Annotated in this window: 19 protein-coding genes; 6 read left to right on the top strand and 13 right to left on the bottom strand. The window is 60.3% G+C overall.

Annotated features, from left to right (window positions below):
- Window positions 1-12: 12 nt before the first annotated feature.
- The 9 genes from nepI to ivbL form a co-directional block, all read right to left on the bottom strand.
- Window positions 13-1,203: a purine ribonucleoside efflux pump NepI gene (gene nepI, locus NWV12_RS00170; protein WP_033144329.1), complete on the bottom strand. Its 1,191-nt coding sequence runs from the start codon at window positions 1,201-1,203 to the stop codon at window positions 13-15.
- Window positions 1,204-1,306: 103 nt separating this feature from the next.
- Window positions 1,307-1,759 carry a DUF1198 domain-containing protein gene (locus NWV12_RS00165; RefSeq protein WP_021242696.1) on the bottom strand — a complete coding sequence of 151 codons (453 nt, stop codon included), beginning with the start codon at window positions 1,757-1,759 and terminating at the stop codon, window positions 1,307-1,309.
- A 110-nt stretch (window positions 1,760-1,869) separates the two neighbouring features.
- Entirely contained in the window at window positions 1,870-3,261 is a 1,392-nt protein-coding gene (gene uhpT / locus NWV12_RS00160) for a hexose-6-phosphate:phosphate antiporter (RefSeq protein WP_048981410.1), read from the bottom strand.
- A 140-nt stretch (window positions 3,262-3,401) separates the two neighbouring features.
- Window positions 3,402-4,721 carry an MFS transporter gene (locus tag NWV12_RS00155; protein ID WP_033144332.1) on the bottom strand — a complete coding sequence of 440 codons (1,320 nt, stop codon included), beginning with the start codon at window positions 4,719-4,721 and terminating at the stop codon, window positions 3,402-3,404.
- Window positions 4,714-6,219 carry a signal transduction histidine-protein kinase/phosphatase UhpB gene (gene uhpB / locus NWV12_RS00150; protein WP_048981409.1) on the bottom strand — a complete coding sequence of 502 codons (1,506 nt, stop codon included), beginning with the start codon at window positions 6,217-6,219 and terminating at the stop codon, window positions 4,714-4,716. The genes NWV12_RS00155 and uhpB overlap by 8 nt, the downstream gene beginning before the upstream one ends.
- A complete protein-coding gene (gene uhpA, locus NWV12_RS00145) occupies window positions 6,216-6,809 on the bottom strand; it encodes a transcriptional regulator UhpA (RefSeq protein WP_022646555.1) in 594 nt (197 codons plus the stop codon). The genes uhpB and uhpA overlap by 4 nt, the downstream gene beginning before the upstream one ends.
- A gap of 98 nt (window positions 6,810-6,907) precedes the next feature.
- The gene (gene ilvN / locus NWV12_RS00140; protein ID WP_033144334.1) at window positions 6,908-7,195 is read right to left on the bottom strand and encodes an acetolactate synthase small subunit; all 288 of its coding nucleotides are present in this window, start codon (window positions 7,193-7,195) and stop codon (window positions 6,908-6,910) included.
- A gap of 3 nt (window positions 7,196-7,198) precedes the next feature.
- Complete coding sequence (gene ilvB, locus NWV12_RS00135) at window positions 7,199-8,887, bottom strand: acetolactate synthase large subunit (RefSeq protein WP_048976215.1); 1,689 nt, start codon at window positions 8,885-8,887, stop codon at window positions 7,199-7,201.
- Window positions 8,888-8,993: 106 nt separating this feature from the next.
- Window positions 8,994-9,092 (bottom strand): ilvB operon leader peptide IvbL, encoded by a 99-nt coding sequence (gene ivbL / locus NWV12_RS00130; protein WP_057979964.1) that lies wholly within the window; start codon window positions 9,090-9,092, stop codon window positions 8,994-8,996.
- Window positions 9,093-9,612: 520 nt separating this feature from the next.
- On the opposite strand from ivbL, the gene tisB reads away from it, so the two are divergent.
- From tisB to emrD, 4 genes are all read left to right on the top strand, one after another.
- Window positions 9,613-9,702: a type I toxin-antitoxin system toxin TisB gene (tisB, locus tag NWV12_RS00125; RefSeq protein ID WP_023309830.1), complete on the top strand. Its 90-nt coding sequence runs from the start codon at window positions 9,613-9,615 to the stop codon at window positions 9,700-9,702.
- 64 nt (window positions 9,703-9,766) lie between these two features.
- Window positions 9,767-10,213 (top strand): GNAT family N-acetyltransferase, encoded by a 447-nt coding sequence (locus tag NWV12_RS00120; RefSeq protein WP_048981408.1) that lies wholly within the window; start codon window positions 9,767-9,769, stop codon window positions 10,211-10,213.
- Between the two features lie 62 nt (window positions 10,214-10,275).
- Window positions 10,276-11,109: an EamA family transporter gene (locus tag NWV12_RS00115; RefSeq protein ID WP_045888268.1), complete on the top strand. Its 834-nt coding sequence runs from the start codon at window positions 10,276-10,278 to the stop codon at window positions 11,107-11,109.
- A gap of 175 nt (window positions 11,110-11,284) precedes the next feature.
- Window positions 11,285-12,469 (top strand): multidrug efflux MFS transporter EmrD, encoded by a 1,185-nt coding sequence (gene emrD / locus NWV12_RS00110; RefSeq protein ID WP_033146466.1) that lies wholly within the window; start codon window positions 11,285-11,287, stop codon window positions 12,467-12,469.
- Here emrD and NWV12_RS00105 read toward each other — a convergent pair.
- Both NWV12_RS00105 and dsdC read right to left on the bottom strand, forming a co-directional pair.
- Window positions 12,372-13,460: a cellulase family glycosylhydrolase gene (locus tag NWV12_RS00105; RefSeq protein WP_048981407.1), complete on the bottom strand. Its 1,089-nt coding sequence runs from the start codon at window positions 13,458-13,460 to the stop codon at window positions 12,372-12,374. The genes emrD and NWV12_RS00105 overlap by 98 nt on opposite strands.
- Before the next feature lie 84 nt (window positions 13,461-13,544).
- On the bottom strand, window positions 13,545-14,471 hold the full coding sequence (gene dsdC, locus NWV12_RS00100) for a DNA-binding transcriptional regulator DsdC (RefSeq protein WP_048981406.1): 927 nt from the start codon (window positions 14,469-14,471) through the stop codon (window positions 13,545-13,547).
- A 204-nt stretch (window positions 14,472-14,675) separates the two neighbouring features.
- Here dsdC and dsdX point away from each other — a divergent pair, with 204 nt between their 5' ends.
- On the top strand, window positions 14,676-16,013 hold the full coding sequence (dsdX, locus tag NWV12_RS00095) for a D-serine transporter DsdX (RefSeq protein WP_023309824.1): 1,338 nt from the start codon (window positions 14,676-14,678) through the stop codon (window positions 16,011-16,013).
- Between the two features lie 17 nt (window positions 16,014-16,030).
- Window positions 16,031-17,317 carry a D-serine ammonia-lyase gene (gene dsdA / locus NWV12_RS00090; protein WP_048981405.1) on the top strand — a complete coding sequence of 429 codons (1,287 nt, stop codon included), beginning with the start codon at window positions 16,031-16,033 and terminating at the stop codon, window positions 17,315-17,317.
- A 34-nt stretch (window positions 17,318-17,351) separates the two neighbouring features.
- Here the strand turns inward: dsdA and NWV12_RS00085 are convergent, their stop codons facing one another.
- Complete coding sequence (locus NWV12_RS00085; protein WP_039260368.1) at window positions 17,352-17,699, bottom strand: DUF202 domain-containing protein; 348 nt, start codon at window positions 17,697-17,699, stop codon at window positions 17,352-17,354.
- Window positions 17,689-18,036 (bottom strand): YidH family protein, encoded by a 348-nt coding sequence (locus NWV12_RS00080; protein WP_039260367.1) that lies wholly within the window; start codon window positions 18,034-18,036, stop codon window positions 17,689-17,691. Before NWV12_RS00080 ends, NWV12_RS00085 begins: the two co-directional genes overlap by 11 nt.
- Window positions 18,037-18,112 lie beyond the last annotated feature (76 nt).

The raw sequence follows: 18,112 nt of genomic DNA, 5'->3' as shown, positions 1-18,112 counted from the left end.
GGGAGAAAAACACTACTTCGCCTTCACCTTCCCCGCCACCAGCAGCGCGGTCAGCAGCATCAGCGTGCCGGAGATCACCAGCGGTGACGTCAGCCCCAAATGGTCGAGCGCCACGCCGCCAATGGCCGCGCCGCAGGTGTTCGCCAGCTGGATCACCGCCACCTGAATCGACCCGGCTTTTTCCGCCTGATCGGCCAGCGTGCGGGTGATCCACGTCGACCAGCCCACCGGTACCAGCGCAAAGGCCAACCCCCAGATAATCGCGATGGCAGACGCCACCCACTTATCGCTGCCCCACAGCACCAGCACCGCCGCGCTCGCTGCCAGCACCAGCGGCGCACCCGCCAGCGCCACCTTCAGGGAGCGTTTCAGGAACTGGGAAGACAGCGAGGTGCCGACAAAGCTGGCGATACCAAAGCTCAGCAGCACCAGCGTCAGGCCGTCCACGTCAAAGCCCGCCATGGTCATAAACACCGGGCGGATATAGGTAAAGAAGGCAAACTGCCCGGCAAAGGACATAAAGATAGCGGTCATCCCCGCCAGCACGCCGGGGCGCTTCAGCAGCGCGAACATGTTCTGTTTGTGGTGCGCCGCTTCGCCCGGTAGCGACGGTAGCGCTTTCCACACCCAAATGATGCAGAGCAGGCCCATCACCGCCGCGGCGTTGAAGACGTTACGCCAGCCGATAATCCCGCCGAGGAAGCTGCCGAGCGGCGCGGCAATCACCAGCGCGATAGAGACCGCACCGAAGATAACGGAAAGCGCTTTTGGCACCGTCCGCGCGGGCACCAGGCGCATCGTGAGCGAGGCCGACATCGCCCAGAAACCGCCTAATCCCAGCCCCAGGCAGGCGCGCCCCAGCAGCAGCAGGGTGAAGCTTTCCGCGAAGGAGACCAGCAGGCAGGAGAGCGTCAGCAGCACGCTGAACAGAATGACCACCTTGCGGCGGTCGATGGTGCCAATCACCTGGGTGATAAACAGGCTGGCGAACATCGCCACGAAGGCGGTAACGGTGACGGACTGCCCCGCCACGCCCTCAGAAATGCCCAAATCCTGCGCCATCGGCGTCAGCAGGCTCACCGGCAGAAACTCAACGGTAATCAGGCAGGCGACGCAGAACGCCACGGCGAAAACGGCCGACCAGTTGGGGCGAGAAACCTCTTTGGTCTGCGGTCTGGTCGTGGGCTGGATATGTTCTGTCATGGCGTCACCTGAAGATAAAAACGTGCGGAAAAGTCGCGCAGTTTATCATCAAAAGTGTGACGGATTTAACGATTTGACAACTTTTGTCGTTTTTTACAGGGGATCAGTGCAGGTAAAACACGCCCTCTTCCGGCAGGAAGAGCTGGTTATAGCGAAGCTGGAAAGCGTTTAGCTCCTGCGGATCGGGCTCCATCTCGCGCATGAAGCCAAGCGCCAGACGAATTTGCGCATCGGTAATGGGTGCGGCAAGGCGGGCTTTACGCAGCATGCGGTGCCAGGCGTGCAGGTTCTCCTCGCTGCCGTCGACGATGCAAACCTGCCAGATCAGCAGCACCTGCGCAGCGTTTTGCAGATGCGCCTCGTCGGGTCGCTCAAGGTAGCGGATAAACTCATTGCCGGGCGTTTTACCGAACTGGTCGATCATCGACTCGACCGGCATCGGGGTGATCCCCAGACGCTCGCTCAAACGTTTGATGGCGCGGCGGGAATCTGAGGTCAGGACGCGAAATCCCACCACAAACACCACGGCAAGCGTTGCCAGCATTATCCAGACCATGCGTTCTCCTATGAATTGCCGCTCATCATAGCGGGAAACACACGGCGTCGACAGCGACAGGCATAAAAAAGCCCGGCATCACACACCGGGCAAAGAAGTTACCTGCATACTCAGGCTGTTTTTAATTTCTGCGCGCGATTCTCACGGCGAATTTTACGTTCTTCCAGCACCGCGACCATCGCCATCAGGATGATACAGCCGATGGCCGCCGCATCCAGCGCCGCGAAGGTGCCCGCCCAGCCGGTAAGGCCGAAAATTGGCGTGCCGTCGGCAATCATACCTAAGCCAAGCTTGGCAAAGCTGTCGCCGATCAGGTAGGCGAAGGTGCCTTTAATCCCATCGGCGGCGCCGATCGCTTTTTTCGGTACGAAGCCGACTGCCGCCACGCCGATCAGCAGCTGTGGACCAAACACCAGGAAGCCGAGCGCGAACAGGGACGCCAGGTAAATGTACTGGTTACTGGCGTGCTGGTAGACGCCGAGCGTGGCGATAATCAGCGCCAGCGCGACGCAGGCCACCAGCGCACGACGACCGTTGGCGAGATCCGAGAGCCAGCCCCACAGCAGGGTGCCGACCAGGGCGCCCACTTCGAACAGAGTGAAGCCCTGAATCGCCACTTCTTTAGAGAGCTTCAGCTCCTGGAAGGCATATACGGTCGACCACTGGTCAATACCAATACGCACCACGTAGAGGAAGATGTTTGAGAAGCACAGCAGCCAGATCACTTTGTTTTTCAGCACGTACTCAACAAAGATCTGCCATTTGGACATCTCGTTTTCTTCGGTCTCTTTGTCCTCTTCGCTGATCTCCTCGCCGAACAGCTCTTCGGCTTTGCCGAGGCCGTAAGATTCCGGGGAGTCGCTGCCGTAGCGCAGGCCGATAAAGCCGACAATCAGGGCGATAATCGACGGGAAGATAAACATGCCGATCACGTGGCCGTCGAACAGGTAGTTTGCGCCAAACAGCGCCACGCCTGCCGCACCCGCCCCGCCGAGGTTATGGGAGATGTTCCACATGCCGAGGTACGAACCACGCTTGCGGCGCGGGGTCCATTTGGTGATGGTGGAATAGCTGCACGACCCGCCGGTACTCTGGAAGAAGCCGCTCAGGGCGTAGAAGGCGATCATCATGAACAGGCTGACGGAGCCCGCGCCCATGCTGGCGCTGAAGCCGAGCATACAGATGGCGGAGAGGATCAGCATAAACGGCAGGAACTGCTTGGTGTTTTTGCCGTCCGCGTAGTAGGAAACGACGGTTTTACCCACGCCGTAGGTGATGGAGAAGCCCAGGCCAATCATCCCCAGCTGCGTCATGCTCAGCCCGTAGGTTGAGATCATGTCGTTCTGCGCGATGTTAAAGTTTTTGCGGATCAGGTACATGGTCAGGTAGCCGATGAAGACCACCAGATAGGACTGCATGAACGGTTTGAACCACATCTTGCGCCGCACGTCGAGCGGCAGATCCAGGGTCGGCTTGCGCACCTGGTTGAGGAAGGCCAGCATGGTTTGCTCCTGAGCTGATTTTTACCTGCGAATGGCAGGCATTGTAAAAATCAGCCGGGAGAGATGCCTGAGACAGCGTCCAGGTAAAACCGGGAAAATTTCCTGGTTTTGCGCCACTCGGGGCGAAAAGGTGAGACGCATCACGCTTCGCTCACCTCGCGCGGGGCCTGCGCGTGCAGGAAGGGCAGCAGCAGCAGCGCGGAAATCCCCGCCGCGATGGCGATCACCGCGAAGAAACCGCTCCAGTGCCAGACGTCGATCACCCGCGCCAGCGGCCAGCCGGAGAGCGATGCGCCGAGGTAGGCAAACAGCCCGACAAAGCCCGTCGCCGCGCCTGCCGCCTCTTTGTGCGAACACTCTGCCGCCGCCATGCCGATCAGCATCTGCGGGCCAAACACGAAGAAGCCGGTGGTGAAGAAGCACGCCGCCTGCATCACGTAGCTGGCGAACGGCATCAGCCACAGCGAGCCGACGGAGAGCAAAATCCCGGCGGCGAAAATCAGGTTCATCGGACCACGGTTGCCGTTGAACAGCTTGTCCGAACCCCAGCCCGCCACCAGCGCGCCGATAAACCCGCCCAGTTCGAACATCGTCACCGCCGAGTTGGCGGTCACCAGATCCACGCCGAGCGTCTCGGACATGTACAGGTTGCCCCAGTCGTTGATCGCCGCGCGCACCACGTAGACCAGCACGTAGCAGAGCGACAGCAGCCAGATGTACGGGTTTTTCAGCACGTATTTGGTGAGGATCTCCCTGCGGGTCAGCCCCGCGCCCTCCTGCTGCTGGGCAATCTCCATTTCGTCGTGCCGCCAGTCGCCCACCGCAGGCAGGCCGACGGTTTGCGGCCGGTCGCGCAGGCGCCAGCAGAGAAACAGCCCGGCAATTATCGCCAGGCCACCGGCAATCATCATCCCCGCGCGCCAGCCGTAGTGCAGCGCCGCCGCCCCCACCACCATCGGAATCAGCGCCCCGCCGACGTTATGCGCGGTGTTCCAGATTGCCCACCAGCCGCCGCGCTCGTTGCGCGAATACCAGGCGGTGAGCAGGCGGGCGCAGACCGGCGCGCCCCAGCCCTGGAAAAAGGCGTTCAGCGCCCACAGCAGGGCAAAGGCCCAAAGCGACGTCGAGAAGCCAAACAGGATATTCACCACCCCGGTGGCGATCAGCCCAACGCCCATGAAATAGCGCGCGTTGGAGCGGTCGCTGACGATGCCGGAGAAGAACTTCGACAGGCCGTAGGTGATGTAAAACAGCGTCGCCAGCAGGCCGATATCGGTGCGCGTCATCACGCCGCTGGCGAGGATTTCCGGCGCGGCGGCGTTGAAGCTTTTGCGGGTGAAGTAGAACAGCGCGTAGCCGAGCCAGATGGTCATCAGGATATGGCGACGCCAGTAGCGGTAGCGGGCGTCGATTTCCGCTTTATCGCCAATCGGCGCGGCGCTGGCAGGGGTTTTAAACATGGTAACTCCGTAGCGGCAGGCTGACGCTGACGCGCGTCCCGTGGGTGCAGGAGAGGTTCAGCGTGCCGCCCAGCGCCTTCACGCGTTCGCGCATGCCCGCCAGGCCAAAACCCTGCTGGCCGGAGCCCGGCGGCAGGCCGCAGCCGTCGTCTTCAATCACCAGCATCAGGCGCTCGTCCTGCTGCCAGCCCTGGATCGTGACCGCGCTGGCGCTGGCGTGCTTGACGATGTTGTTCAGCCCCTCCTGACAGACGCGGAACAGCGTCACGCGCTGGCCTTCGCTGAGCGTAGATTCGTTAATGCGCCAGTCGAGATGGCTGACAATACCGCGGCTTTCCAGTTCCATCTCGCGCATCAGGGAACGCACCGCCTGCTCAAGCGACAGGTCGTCCAGCTGGCGCGGACGCAGCCGTCCTAACAGGCGGCGAACGGAGTCATAGACGCCCAGCGAAAGCTGTTCGATATGCGCCCCGCCCTGCTTCACGCCCGCGTTTTCCGCCGCCAGGCGCTGGACAATGCCCGCCTGGGTGCGGATAGCGGTAATGGTCTGGCCGATATCGTCGTGCAGCTCGCGGGCAACCTCCTGCCGCACGCTCTCTTCCGTCTCCAGCAGGCGCTCCGCCAGACGGCGGTTGCGCGCCAGCTCGGTTTGCAGGGACTGGTTCAGCTCGCGCAGGCGCTGAATGCCCGCGCCGAGCAGCAGCCCGGTCAGGCTTTGGGCCAGCAGGGAAAGCAGCAGGTCCACCGGATGATCGTGCCAGGTCTGGCTGGCAATCAGCGCGATGGCGTTCATCAGCGTGGCGATCAGCGCCCCCTGCCAGCCGTAGTGCCAGGCCAGGGCGATAATCGGCAGCGCCAGGCAGAACGGCGTGAAGCGAGAAAGCTCGGCGGGCAGGCCAAGCTGGAGCCACAGGCTCACCACAAACAGCAGCAGATACCAGATGAGGTGCCTGGCGCGCCAGTTCACCGGCTGGGAAACCAGCGCCGGGCCGAGCGGCTGCCAGACGGTGCTGGTGAGGTAGTGCCAGATCACCAGACAGGTTGGCGCGAGCGTCAGGCCGCCGGTGAGGGTCAGCAGCAGGGCGTTGAGCATCTCCTTCTCGCCGATCCACGGAAGCGACTGCAGCAGCGCGGCGGCCATCAGCGCCGCCCCCTGCCGAAGCAGCGTGCGCCAGTCGCGCTGGTGGCGGTAGCGGGAAATGAGGGCAACCGGGAGAAGCGTGAGCAGGCTTCCGGTCATCAATAAGGGCAGGTGCGCAAGGGCAACCTCCTGCGCCAGCCAGACCAGCATCAGCCATTCAGCACCGAGCAAAACGGGCCAGTAGGCGCGCGGACACTGGAGCATTAACCCCAGACGCAGGCCGAAGGGAAACAGCAGCACCGCCAGCTCCGGGCGTTCCACCAGGTGCAGGCTGATGCTCCACAGGCAAAACCAGGCGGCGGAGAAGATAAAAAAGCTGGCGACAACGGCGATCAGCCGTGAAAAAGCGGAACTCATTGCCAGCTGTCAAACATGCGGCGCGCCAGCTCGACGTCGTTGCTGACGTTGAGTTTTTCCATCAGGTTGGCGCGGTGGACGTGCACGGTTTTCGGGGACAGATCCAGCTCGGCGGCAATCTCTTTTACCGACATTCCCTGCGCGAGCTTCTCAGCCACCTGGCGCTCGCGTCGGGTGAGCGGATCCTGACGTCCGGCCGCCAGCTTGATGGCGATATCCGGCGTTAAATAGCAGCCGCCGGTGGAGACGGTTCGCACGGCGGCGATCAGTTCGTCGGGGCTACAGCGCTTGGAGAGAAAGCCGCGCGCGCCCGCGTTGAGGGCCTGCTCGACCAGCGCCGGGCTGTCGTGGACCGACAGCATGATCGTCGCCATCCCTTTCGGCAGCTGGCTTAGCAGCTCCAGCCCGGAGAGATCCGGCATCGAGATGTCGCAGATACAGACCTGCACTCCGCGCCCCGGCAGGCCCGCCAGCGCCTCGCGACCGGAGCCAAACTCGGCCACGACCTGAAAATCCGGTTCGAGGTTTAAAAGCTGGGCAAAGCCGGAGCGGACGATAAGGTGGTCGTCGATGAGAGCGATGGTGGTCATGTGTCTTCCTGCGGTCTGAAAGCGCCGGATGGCGCTGCGCTTATCCGGCCTGCAAGCTCGACGCCTGCAGGCCGACCAGGGCGCTTACCTTAAGCGATTTATTCGAAAAACACCGCAATTTTGTTAAACATGGTGGGATCGGACTGGTTGCGCGCCACTCTGGTGACGTCTTCCAGCTTGTCGATCTGCGCCATCATCTGCTCCAGACGCTGGTCGTCGTTGACCAGCAGCCAGATGCGGCTGTGCTCGCTGCCCTGAATCGGCAGACAGAGAATGCCTTCCACGTTAAACGCCCGGCGGGCAAAGAGCCCGCAGACGTGGGTCATGACGCCAGGGTGGTTGCGGACGGTGAGTTCCAGAATGACGTTATCATGTTGTTTCTGCATGGCTTATTCTCCCACCATCTCAGTATTTGCCGCTCCCGGCGGCACCATCGGATACACTTTTTGTTCAGGGTCGATACGCACGTGGATCAGCGCCGGGCCGGGGCGAGAAATCGCGTCCTGCAGCGCCGCGTGGGCATCCTCTTCGGCGTTCAGATCGCAGGTGTGCAGGCCAAAGCCGGCAGCAATCTGCATGAAGTTAATCATCCCCGGGTAGGTCGCGGCAAACACGCCCTGCTTGTAGAACAGGCTCTGCTGCTGGTGCACCAGCCCCAGCGCCTCGTTGTTCATCAGGATGATTTTCACGTCTAACTGGTTTTCGGCCGCGGTGGCCATTTCCTGAATGTTCATCATCAGGCTGCCGTCGCCGGAGAAGCAGATGACCTTGCGGTCCGGGTTGGCGAGCGCCGCACCCACGGCTGCGGGCAGACCAAAGCCCATGGTTCCCAGACCGCCGGAGGTCAGCCACTGGCGCGGACGGTTCAGCGGGTAGGCCTGGGCGGTCCACATCTGATGCTGGCCGACGTCGGTGGTGATGATTGCGCTGTCGTCCACGCAGGCTGCCACGGCGTTGATCAGTCCGTAGTGGCTCAGCGGGTCGCCTTCGGTTGGGATGGCGCCCGGGAACTCGCGCTGCAGATCGGCCACCAGCTGGCGCCAGTCGGCGCGGTCGGCTGCGTCCGTCTGCGGGATCAGCTGCGCCAGAACCTCGGCCACATCGCCCTGAATCGCCACGTGCGGCTGCTTGATTTTACCCAGCTCGGCGCGGTCGATATCCACGTGAATGATTTTGGCGTTCGGGCAGAACTGCTCGGTTTTGCCGATCGCCCGGTCATCAAAACGCGCGCCCATAACAATCAGCAAATCAGCCTCTTGCAGGATGTAGTTGGTGCTGCGCGCGCCGTGCATGCCCAGCATGCCGAGAGAGAGCGGGTGCGCTTTAGGCAGCATGCCCAGCGCCATCAGGGTCATGGTGGTCGGCAGGTTGGCTTTCTCTGCAAACTGGCGGATTTCATCCGCAGCGTTAATCGCTCCGCCGCCCAGATAGAGCACCGGGCGTTTGGCGGCGTTAATCATGGCGGCGGCATCGCTCACGCTCTCAGCGCTGAATTCCGGCGCGGGGGCACGCTCGCCCGGCTCCGGCAGGACGTCGATTTCGATCTCAGCGGTCTGGACATCCTTAGGAATGTCTATCCACACCGGGCCCGGGCGGCCAGACTGCGCAATGCGGAACGCATCGCTGATAACCTGAGGAAGCTCGCTGATATCGCGAACTAAATAGTTATGTTTGGTGATGGGGATAGAGATGCCGTAGGTGTCCACTTCCTGGAACGCATCGGTGCCGATCATTGAGGACGGTACCTGGCCGGTAATGCAGATCAGCGGAATGGAGTCGAGGCGCGCGTCGGCGATGGCGGTCACCAGGTTGGTTGCGCCCGGGCCGCTGCAGGCCATACAGACCGCCGGTTTGCCCTGCGTACGCGCCATGCCCTGAGCAATAAAGCCTGCCCCCTGCTCGTGGCGCGCCAGCACGTGGCGGATCTGCGTGCTTTGGCTTAACGCATCGTACAGCGGCAGTACCGTGCCGCCAGGGATGCCCGCAACCGTGGTGATGCCCTGCCGTTCCAGCAGATGAACGATCAGCTGCGCGCCAGTAAAACGCGTCGTGGTGGATGTTGTGCCCGAACTTGCCATGCTCCAGTCCTTTTCTTCTGGGCCGACGTTCCGGGGAGGGTCCTAAACGAAAAACCCCGCCCGGTTTGCGCCGGCGGGGTTTTGGATTCGTGTGTTGATCCAGTCCCTACGGCGCATTGCCGACGACCACCACCACACGCACGACGACCACTGCGGCTGGTTGCGCAGTTTTTAGTAGGGTCGAAGTGAAGATGGATGAAGTCATTGGGGACCTGTGTTTGGAATCATTGATGGAATTTATACAAACACAGGTTTTCGGGCGTGACAATGGAAATATTTTCATCTGCGCAAAAATGCGTCAGGGATCACGTTTCGTTTATTGAGGGATGAAAACAAAAAACCCCGCCGGAGCGAGGTTTTTATCAGGGTTTGCGGTTGGTCGCCGCAGAACACACTGTGTTACGTCAACGCAAAAAGTATACGCGATCGAAGACGAACGCGCAATTCCGGCACGGATTTTGACGCTTTTGAGTATGGATCGCCTTCCTGATTTTGTCCAAAAAATACTGTTCATGCATACAGTATTTATCTATACTGAGGGTGTTCGCAGTGAGCGAGGGGGCCGCAGTTTTACCGGCACAACGAAGTCCTGGCTGAAACGGGTGGTGCCGTCAGTGCCTTAACCCCTGAAGTGAGCACACTGTGTTACGTCAATCCAGGTGCTGGCAACAGGCGGCGGAAAGGTACGCCAGCATCGTGCTCCTTTTAACCAAAAGGAGACGCGTATGAGCGTAGTGGATATGGTGATACTTATCCTCAAACTCATTGTTGCAGTACTGCAACTGCTTGATGCTGTCCTGAAATTCCTTCGGTAATTCAGGTTCAAGTCGCACCTGAGAGGGGCGGGAAACCGCCCCTCTTTAATAACGAGGGAATGCTATGTCGCGTCTGTTAATTGAGCCTGTCACACCGGATGAACCGGGGTATATCGCCCTGAAGGCTGAAAGTATCGCACTGAATTTCAACATGCTCCGCAGGCTCGAAGAGAACTGGCAGCGCGGCGAGAACCGCTTTAACGCGCCGGGAGAAAAGCTGCTGGGCGCGTTTCTTAACGGCAGGCTGGTCGGCGTATGCGGCCTCAACCGCGATCCGTTCAGCCAGCAGCCGCGCGCCGGACGTATTCGCCATCTCTACGTCAGCGAGAAGTGCCGCGGGCTGGGCATTGGCAAACAGCTTTTAACCGTGGTGATGGCCGATGCCAGCATCTGGTTTGATTTTCTGAATACCCACGCGCCGGACACCGCGTATGGCTTCTATCGCCAGGCGGGTTTTACGCTGGTCTCGGACGAGCCGCGGGTGACGCACCACCTTTTTTGTGCCGTGTAACCGGCTGGCAGCATCAGGGTGTGAATGTTACAGTTGAGTGACAATTCATCACCCGATACGCCATGACCACCACCGTTTTCTGCATTTTGCTCTTCGCCGCGCTGCTGCATGCCAGCTGGAACGCCATCGTTAAGGCCGGAACGGACAAGCTCTATTCCGCGATAAGCGTCAGCGGATCCGCCACGCTTATCGCTCTGGTCTTACTGCCGTTTTCCCCACAGCCATCTGCTGCAAGCTGGCCGTTTTTGATCGTCTCCTGCGCCTTACAGGTGGTGTACACCGTGCTGGTAGCGAAGACCTATCAGGTCTCCGATATGAGCCAGACCTATCCGCTGATGCGCGGCACCGCCCCGCTGCTGGTGGCGCTGATCGGCGTGCTGGCGCTCGGCGATCGTCTCTCCTGGCTCGCCTGGTCCGGCATCGGGGTAATTTGCCTTTCGATTCTGGCGATGGCGATGCATGGCCGCATGCAGTCACGCAAAGGGATCTGGCTGGCGCTGCTGAACGCCTGCTTCATTGCCGGGTATACGCTAGTGGACGGCACCGGCGTGCGGCTGTCGGACACCGCGCTGGGCTACACGCTGTGGACCTTCTTTATGAACGGCTTCTGCCTGCTGAGCTGGGCGATGGTGGCGCGTCGGCGCGAAGCGTCCGGCTACCTGCGCCTGCACTGGAAAAAGGGGTTACTCGGCGGGGTGGGCACCATGGGCTCTTACGGTCTGGCGCTTTGGGCAATGACGCAGGCACCGCTGGCGGTGGTCGCGGCGCTGCGTGAAACCTCGATTCTTTTTGGGGCGCTGATCGCGTTTGTCCTTTTAAAAGAGAAGGTTGCGGGCCTGCGCATCGCGGCGGCGCTGGGTATTGCCGGCGGCGCCATTCTGCTGCGCCTGGCGTAAATCACTGGCAACATTAGTTGCCGATCTTGTTTACAAATCCTGCCTTTCCCGGTTTTTTCATTCACCACGACAATGCTTAAATTGTCATCTCTCTGTGGTAGATTCCTCGCGCATTTATGGGAATGCGCAGTCACTTATTCTTCATTTTTCTCTTTTGGCAAAAGTATTCAGCGACATGAAAAAACAAAGGAACGTTAACTTATTGTTGATGCTGGTGTTACTGGTGGCCGTCGGTCAGATGGCGCAAACCATCTACATTCCGGCGATCGCCGACATGGCAAAGGAATTGAACGTCCGCGAGGGCGCGGTGCAGAGCGTGATGGCAGCCTACCTGCTGACCTATGGCGTTTCGCAGCTCTTTTACGGCCCGCTGTCTGACCGAATCGGGCGTCGCCCGGTGATCCTGGTGGGCATGAGCATTTTCATGGTGGCGACGGTGATTGCCATTACCACGCACAGCCTGACCGTACTGATTGCCGCCAGCGCCCTGCAGGGCGTCGGAACCGGCGTCGGTGGGGTGATGGCGCGAACCTTACCGCGCGATATGTATCAGGGCACCCAGCTCCGTCATGCCAACAGCTTGTTGAATATGGGTATTCTGGTCAGCCCGCTTCTCGCCCCGCTGATTGGCGGCCTGCTGGACACGATGTGGTCCTGGCGCGCCTGCTACGCCTTCCTGCTGGTGCTGTGCGTCATTGTCACCTTCAGCATGGCGCGCTGGATGCCGGAAACGCGCCCGCAGGACGCCCCGCGCACGAAGCTTATCACCAGCTATAAAACGCTGTTCGGCAACGGGTCGTTTACCTGCTACCTGCTGATGCTGATCGGCGGCCTGGCGGGCATTGCGGTGTTTGAAGCCTGTTCCGGCGTGCTGCTGGGCGCGGGTCTGGGCCTGAGCAGCATGGTAGTGAGTATTCTGTTTATTCTGCCGATCCCGGCGGCGTTCTTCGGCGCGTGGTTTGCCGGACGCCCAAATAAACGCTTCTCCACCCTGATGTGGCAGTCGGTGATCAGCTGTCTGCTGGCGGGTCTGATGATGTGGATACCGGGGCTGTTTGGCGTGATGACGGTCTGGACGCTACTCATCCCGGCAGCGCTGTTCTTCTTCGGCGCGGGGATGCTGTTCCCGCTGGCGACCAGCGGCGCGATGGAGCCGTTCCCGTTTCTCGCAGGCACGGCTGGCGCGCTGGTGGGCGGTTTGCAGAATATCGGCTCCGGCGCGCTGGCCTGGCTCTCGGCGATGATGCCGCAGACCGGGCAGGCTAGTTTGGGCCTGCTGATGACGCTGATGGGGCTGCTGATTTTACTGTGCTGGCTGCCGCTGGCGTCGCGTGTTCCGCATCACGAGCAGCCGGTTTAACCGCATGATGGCTCGGCTTCTCGCCGGGCTTTTCACAAACGGGCGCAATCATCGCCTGCAGTAACGGCTCCGGCGCGGGCCGCCAGGCCCCCTCTTCCCCGTCGTAAAACTGGAAATCCGCGTTCAGCGCATACGGGATTTTCGCCTTTTGCAGCTCGCAGGCCATAAAGGTGGAGAACGCCATTTGCGAAGCGGTTGGCGTAAGGTGGTTTGACTCTCCCACGCCCCAGCCCCCGACCCAGCTCACGTGCCCGGTTTTTTGCTGCCAGCGTAGCGCGGTATTGATGCGATTATGTATAGCCGCTTTCTCAGCCGCCGTGCCGGACGTCCACGGGTATTTACCGCTATTTTTCAGCGGCCCCCACGGGAAAATATGCCACTCCGCCAGCAGGTAGTTTTGGCTGTGCGCAGGCAGCTTCAGGCTGGATAAATCCTCCGGCGCGGCGCGCAGGCGTGGCGCAATAAAGATCATGCGCTGCGGGTCCATGTCGTGGATCGCTTTAATGGTTTTTTCATACACGCGGTTTAGCGACGCGAGGTTGTGGTTAAGCTTGTCGGCCGGCTCATAGATGAGATCAAAACCCAGCAGCGGGTAGCTCTGACCGAAATAGTGCGCCACGGCAATCCACCAGTTGATCGTCTCTTTCTCGTTATCGGCTTTCGGGTCGTTTTTATATTCATCAGCCTGATAAGCGATAATCGGGATCACGCCATACTGCTCGCAGGCTTCTACCAGCTTGCGCAGGTGAATTAGCCGCGCTTCCGTCGGCTCATCGGCGACGCGAATGCGCACGTGGGTAATGCCTTTTGCACGAAAATCGCGCACCACCAGCGGGTCGAATTCGCGTATGCCGCGCTCGGTGCGCGCCCAGTCCACATCCATCCCGACGCCCAGCTGCTGCGCATAACGGGCAGCCGTCAGCGGCGGCTCAGCGGCAATCGCCCAGCCGGAAGAGATCAGTAATGCACAGGCAATAAAAGGCTTTAACACGGTTTACCCTGGATAAATCGAAAGCATTACCTGTATTTAGCACGCTTTTTCACATTTCGTGTAGAGCGAAAGCGTAATAATTCTTCAACCTGCCAGTTCTCTCAGCCAGCCGATAAAGGCGTCTATTTTCGGCCACTGTCGGCCAGAGAGCGTCGAGATATAGTAGTGCTGATGGCATTTCAGGGTCTTTTCACCAAACGGGGCGATAAGCTCGCCCCGTTCGAGCCGTTTCTGCACCAGCCGCTTTCTGCCCATCGCGACGCCGACGTGATTTATGGCCGCAATAATCGCTAAATCGGAACGATCAAAGCCAATACCCGACGATGACGGCGTATTCACCGCAAAGTGCTGCGCCCAGCTCAGCCACTCATCCGTACCGGAATCGTTGCTCCAGGCCTGACGGTCGTGCAGCAGCGTGCAGTGGCTGAGGTTATCGGGGTTTTTCAGCAGCTCATGCTCGCGGGCATACTGCGGCGAGCAGACGGGCAAAATCGCCTCGTCCATCAGGAAGTGATGAGAGAGGTGGTTTGGCGGCGTATCGTCGAAATAGAGCGCCAGATCGACGCCCATTCGCTGCATATTGACGTAATCATTGCCGGTCAGGATGGTGAGTGAAATCGACGGATAGCGGCGGGTAAAGTCCCCCAGCATGGGCACCAGCCAGCACTGGGCGATCGACGGCCGGGAGTAGACCGTCAGCGTGCCGGACAGCGCCTGGTTTTTGATGTCCAGGATCTCCTGATTCAGGGTGTCGAGGGACGACTTAAGCGTCCAGTAAACGCGCTTTCCCTCCTGCGTCAGCTCAACTTTACGGTGCGAGCGGACGAACAGCTGAATGCCCAGCTCCTCTTCCAGCAGGTTGATGCGGTGGCTCACCGCGCTTGGGCTGAGCGACAGCTCCTCCGCCGCCAGGGCGAAAGACTCATGCCGGGCGGCCACTTCAAAGGTGTACATTTTCGACAGCTGCCAGCCGTTTAACAGGCGGTTTCTGGCTTCATTCGCATCGGTCATCACAATTCTCACGCGAGTTTTCTGCGCTCAGCATACCGCTCAAGGGTGAATTTATGTGAACCTAATACGAATTAAGTGCGCTTTTTAGACCGCAGTCACTCAGTTGATCCAATCTGGCTCACCTGAACGCCAATTTATATCGTTTGTCAGCCCACGCCGTTTTTTCGTCCAATACCCACAGATGACATAAGGGTGAGGTGAGATATGGGATCTCAGGTCTGGGTTGTGGCAACGCTGCTGGTCAGCATTGTGTTGATTGTTTTAACCATCGTTAAGCTGAAGTTTCACCCGTTCCTCGCGCTGCTGCTGGCGAGCTTTTTCGTCGGCGCGATGATGGGGATGAGCCCGCTGGATATGGTGAATGCCATTGAGAGCGGAATTGGCGGTACGCTGGGCTTCCTGGCGGCGGTGATTGGTCTGGGCACCATTCTCGGCAAGATGATGGAAGTCTCCGGCGCGGCAGAGCGCATCGGGATCGCGTTGCAGCGCTGCCGCTGGCTGTCGGCGGACGTGATTATGGTGCTGGTGGGCCTTATCTGCGGGATCACGCTGTTCGTGGAAGTGGGTGTGGTACTGCTGATCCCGCTGGCGTTTTCCATCGCCAAAAAGACCAACACGTCGCTGCTCAAGCTGGCCATTCCGCTCTGTACCGCGCTGATGGCGGTGCACTGCGTGGTGCCGCCGCATCCGGCCGCGCTGTTTGTGACCAATAAATTAGGCGCGGACGTCGGAACGGTCATTGTCTACGGTTTGATGGTAGGCCTGATGGCCTCGCTGGTCGGCGGCCCGCTGTTCCTGAAACTGCTCGGCAACCGTCTGCCGTTTAAACCAGTTCCGGCGGAATTTTCAGACCTGAAGGTGCGGGAAGAGCACACCCTGCCGTCGCTGGGCGCCACGCTGTTCACGGTGCTGCTGCCGATTGCCCTGATGCTGGTGAAAACCATCGCCGAGCTGAACATGGCAAAAGAAGGCACGCTGTATACGCTGCTGGAGTTTATCGGCAACCCGATCACCGCCATGTTTATCGCCGTGTTTGTCGCCTACTACCTGCTGGGGATACGCCAGCATATGGGCATGGGCACGATGCTGACGCACACCGAGCACGGCTTCGGCTCTATCGCTAACATTTTGCTGATTATCGGCGCGGGCGGCGCGTTTAACGCCATCCTGAAAACCAGCGGGCTGGCGGACTCGCTGGCGCATATTCTCTCGAACCTGCACATGCACCCTATCCTGCTCGCCTGGCTGGTGGCGCTGGTTCTGCATGCCGCCGTCGGCTCCGCGACGGTGGCGATGATGGGCGCGACGGCGATCGTCGCGCCGATGCTGCCGCTCTATCCGAACGTGAGCCCGGAGATCATCACCATTGCCATCGGTTCCGGCGCCATTGGCTGCACGATCGTGACCGATTCCCTCTTCTGGCTGGTGAAGCAATACTGCGGCGCGACCCTGAATGAGACCTTCAAATACTATACGACGGCGACGTTTATCGCCTCGGTGCTTGCACTTGGCGGCACATTCCTGCTTTCCTTCATTATCTGAGCGCGAAGAGACGTATTATGGAAAACGCAACTATCACTACTTTAACCGCACAGTTTCCTCTGGTTGAGGATCTGGTTGCCCTGAAAGAAACCACCTGGCTTAACCCGCGCACCACGACGCTTGCAGAAGGGTTGCCGTACGTCGGGCTGACCAAAGCCGACGTGGACGACGCGCACGCGCGCCTCAACCGCTTCGCGCCGTATCTGGCGAAAGCCTTCCCGGAAACGGCGGTAACGGGCGGGATTATCGAATCCGAGCTGGTCGCGATCCCGGCGATGCAAAAGCGGCTGGAGAGAGAATCTGGTAAGCCTATTCCCGGCACGCTGCTGCTGAAAAAAGACAGCCATCTGCCGATTTCCGGCTCGATTAAAGCGCGCGGCGGCATCTATGAGGTGCTGACCCATGCGGAAAAACTGGCGCTGGAAGCCGGGTTGCTGAGCATCGACGACGACTACAGCATTCTGCTGGAGCCGCGCTTTAAGGACTTCTTCAGCCAGTACAGCATTGCGGTAGGCTCAACCGGCAACCTCGGGATGTCCATCGGCATTATGAGCGCACGCATCGGCTTTAAGGTGACGGTGCATATGTCCGCCGACGCCCGCGAGTGGAAGAAAGCCAAACTGCGCAGCCACGGCGTCATCGTCGTGGAATATGAGCAGGATTACGGCGTGGCGGTGGAGCAGGGACGAAAAGCGGCGGAAAGCGATCCGAACTGCTTCTTCATTGACGATGAAAATTCACGCACCCTGTTCCTGGGCTATGCGGTGGCGGGCGAGCGCCTGAAGGCGCAGTTTGCCGAACAGGGCCGCGTGGTGGATGCGGAGCATCCGCTGTACGTCTACCTGCCGTGCGGCGTCGGCGGTGGCCCCGGCGGCGTGGCGTTTGGCCTGAAGCTGGCCTTTGGCGATAACGTCCACTGCTTCTTCGCGGAGCCGACGCACTCCCCGTGCATGCTGCTCGGCGTCTACACCGGCCTGCACGATGAGATCGCGGTGCAGGATCTGGGCATTGATAACGTCACGGCGGCGGACGGTCTGGCGGTAGGACGCGCCTCCGGCTTCGTGGGCCGCGCGATGGAGCGCCTGCTCGACGGGTTCTACACCCTTTCCGACCAGAGCATGTATGACATGCTCGGCTGGCTCGCGCAGGAGGAAGGGATCCGCCTGGAGCCGTCGGCGCTGGCGGGCATGGCCGGGCCGGTGCGCGTTCATTCGCATACCAACGTTACCCACCTGGTGTGGGCGACCGGCGGCGGAATGGTGCCGGAAGACGAGATGGCGAAGTATTTAGCAAAAGGCCGTTAATCGTAGGCCCGGTAAGGCGTAGCCGCCACCGGGCTTACAGGCTCAAAATTTGCTGAATATGGGTTACCGCAAACAGCAGCGACAGCGAGAGAACAGCGAGTGCGATCAGGAACTTATCCCGCACCGCTTTCGGCTGGACAAAATCGTTCTGCGCCACGTCCATCAGGTTACGCCTGCGGGTATAGCGCCATAAAATGATGGCCACCAGCGCCAGCACAACAATAGAAATCCAGAATGGCACCCCCGTGCGGTGCCAGTTGTGCTTAATCGCCAGGGCAATCAGCGCGCCATACCCCAGCAGCGTGCGAAGCCAGGCCAGTGACGTCCGCTCCGGCTGCAGGCCGGGGTCCGCTTCGCGCCGCGCTTTGCGGCTATCCGCCATAGAACACCAGCACCATCACCACGCCCGCCACCGTCAGCAGAATCGTGCTGACGATCAGCAGCCCGCGCGTATAGGGCAGATCCTGCTTCAGGCGCATCGCCTTCTCATTGCGCAGCCAGCGCAGGTAGCCGTAAATCGCCAGCACGCCCGCACACAGGCACAGCAGCAGCGCCAGCACTTCACGGATCAGCGGCGTGGCGAAATCGGGCGCGAGCTGATCGAGACCCACCCCTGCGGCAAGAAAGCCCAGCGCGGTGCGGATCCACGCTAAAAAAGTGCGTTCATTGGCCAGAGAAAAGCGGTAGTCCGGCGCTTCGCCGAGGCGGGAAATTTTCATGAAGGTTCCTTGTCGTGCTCCAGGCAGGCTTCAGCATAGCGTAAATCGACAAGGACAAGGAGACCGGCATCGGGCG

This window comes from Enterobacter sp. Crenshaw, assembly GCF_024734705.1.
Classification (GTDB): domain Bacteria; phylum Pseudomonadota; class Gammaproteobacteria; order Enterobacterales; family Enterobacteriaceae; genus Enterobacter; species Enterobacter asburiae_B.
Note: the sequence above shows the minus strand (reverse complement) of the source record. Positions and strands in the feature narration are given on the sequence as shown.

What these genes read in the sequence shown, in the direction of transcription:
- dsdA (WP_048981405.1), top strand. Translation starts at nt 16,031, where the DNA reads ATGGAAAACGCAACTATCACTACTTTAACCGCACAGTTTCCTCTGGTT.
- dsdX (WP_023309824.1), top strand. Translation starts at nt 14,676, where the DNA reads ATGGGATCTCAGGTCTGGGTTGTGGCAACGCTGCTGGTCAGCATTGTG.
- NWV12_RS00155 (WP_033144332.1), bottom strand. Translation starts at nt 4,721, where the DNA reads ATGTTTAAAACCCCTGCCAGCGCCGCGCCGATTGGCGATAAAGCGGAA.
- NWV12_RS00080 (WP_039260367.1), bottom strand. Translation starts at nt 18,036, where the DNA reads ATGAAAATTTCCCGCCTCGGCGAAGCGCCGGACTACCGCTTTTCTCTG.
- ivbL (WP_057979964.1), bottom strand. Translation starts at nt 9,092, where the DNA reads ATGACTTCATCCATCTTCACTTCGACCCTACTAAAAACTGCGCAACCA.
- NWV12_RS00115 (WP_045888268.1), top strand. Translation starts at nt 10,276, where the DNA reads ATGACCACCACCGTTTTCTGCATTTTGCTCTTCGCCGCGCTGCTGCAT.
- tisB (WP_023309830.1), top strand. Translation starts at nt 9,613, where the DNA reads ATGAGCGTAGTGGATATGGTGATACTTATCCTCAAACTCATTGTTGCA.
- uhpA (WP_022646555.1), bottom strand. Translation starts at nt 6,809, where the DNA reads ATGACCACCATCGCTCTCATCGACGACCACCTTATCGTCCGCTCCGGC.
- uhpT (WP_048981410.1), bottom strand. Translation starts at nt 3,261, where the DNA reads ATGCTGGCCTTCCTCAACCAGGTGCGCAAGCCGACCCTGGATCTGCCG.
- NWV12_RS00085 (WP_039260368.1), bottom strand. Translation starts at nt 17,699, where the DNA reads ATGGCGGATAGCCGCAAAGCGCGGCGCGAAGCGGACCCCGGCCTGCAG.
- NWV12_RS00120 (WP_048981408.1), top strand. Translation starts at nt 9,767, where the DNA reads ATGTCGCGTCTGTTAATTGAGCCTGTCACACCGGATGAACCGGGGTAT.
- emrD (WP_033146466.1), top strand. Translation starts at nt 11,285, where the DNA reads ATGAAAAAACAAAGGAACGTTAACTTATTGTTGATGCTGGTGTTACTG.
- NWV12_RS00165 (WP_021242696.1), bottom strand. Translation starts at nt 1,759, where the DNA reads ATGGTCTGGATAATGCTGGCAACGCTTGCCGTGGTGTTTGTGGTGGGA.
- nepI (WP_033144329.1), bottom strand. Translation starts at nt 1,203, where the DNA reads ATGACAGAACATATCCAGCCCACGACCAGACCGCAGACCAAAGAGGTT.
- ilvN (WP_033144334.1), bottom strand. Translation starts at nt 7,195, where the DNA reads ATGCAGAAACAACATGATAACGTCATTCTGGAACTCACCGTCCGCAAC.
- dsdC (WP_048981406.1), bottom strand. Translation starts at nt 14,471, where the DNA reads ATGACCGATGCGAATGAAGCCAGAAACCGCCTGTTAAACGGCTGGCAG.
- ilvB (WP_048976215.1), bottom strand. Translation starts at nt 8,887, where the DNA reads ATGGCAAGTTCGGGCACAACATCCACCACGACGCGTTTTACTGGCGCG.
- uhpB (WP_048981409.1), bottom strand. Translation starts at nt 6,219, where the DNA reads ATGAGTTCCGCTTTTTCACGGCTGATCGCCGTTGTCGCCAGCTTTTTT.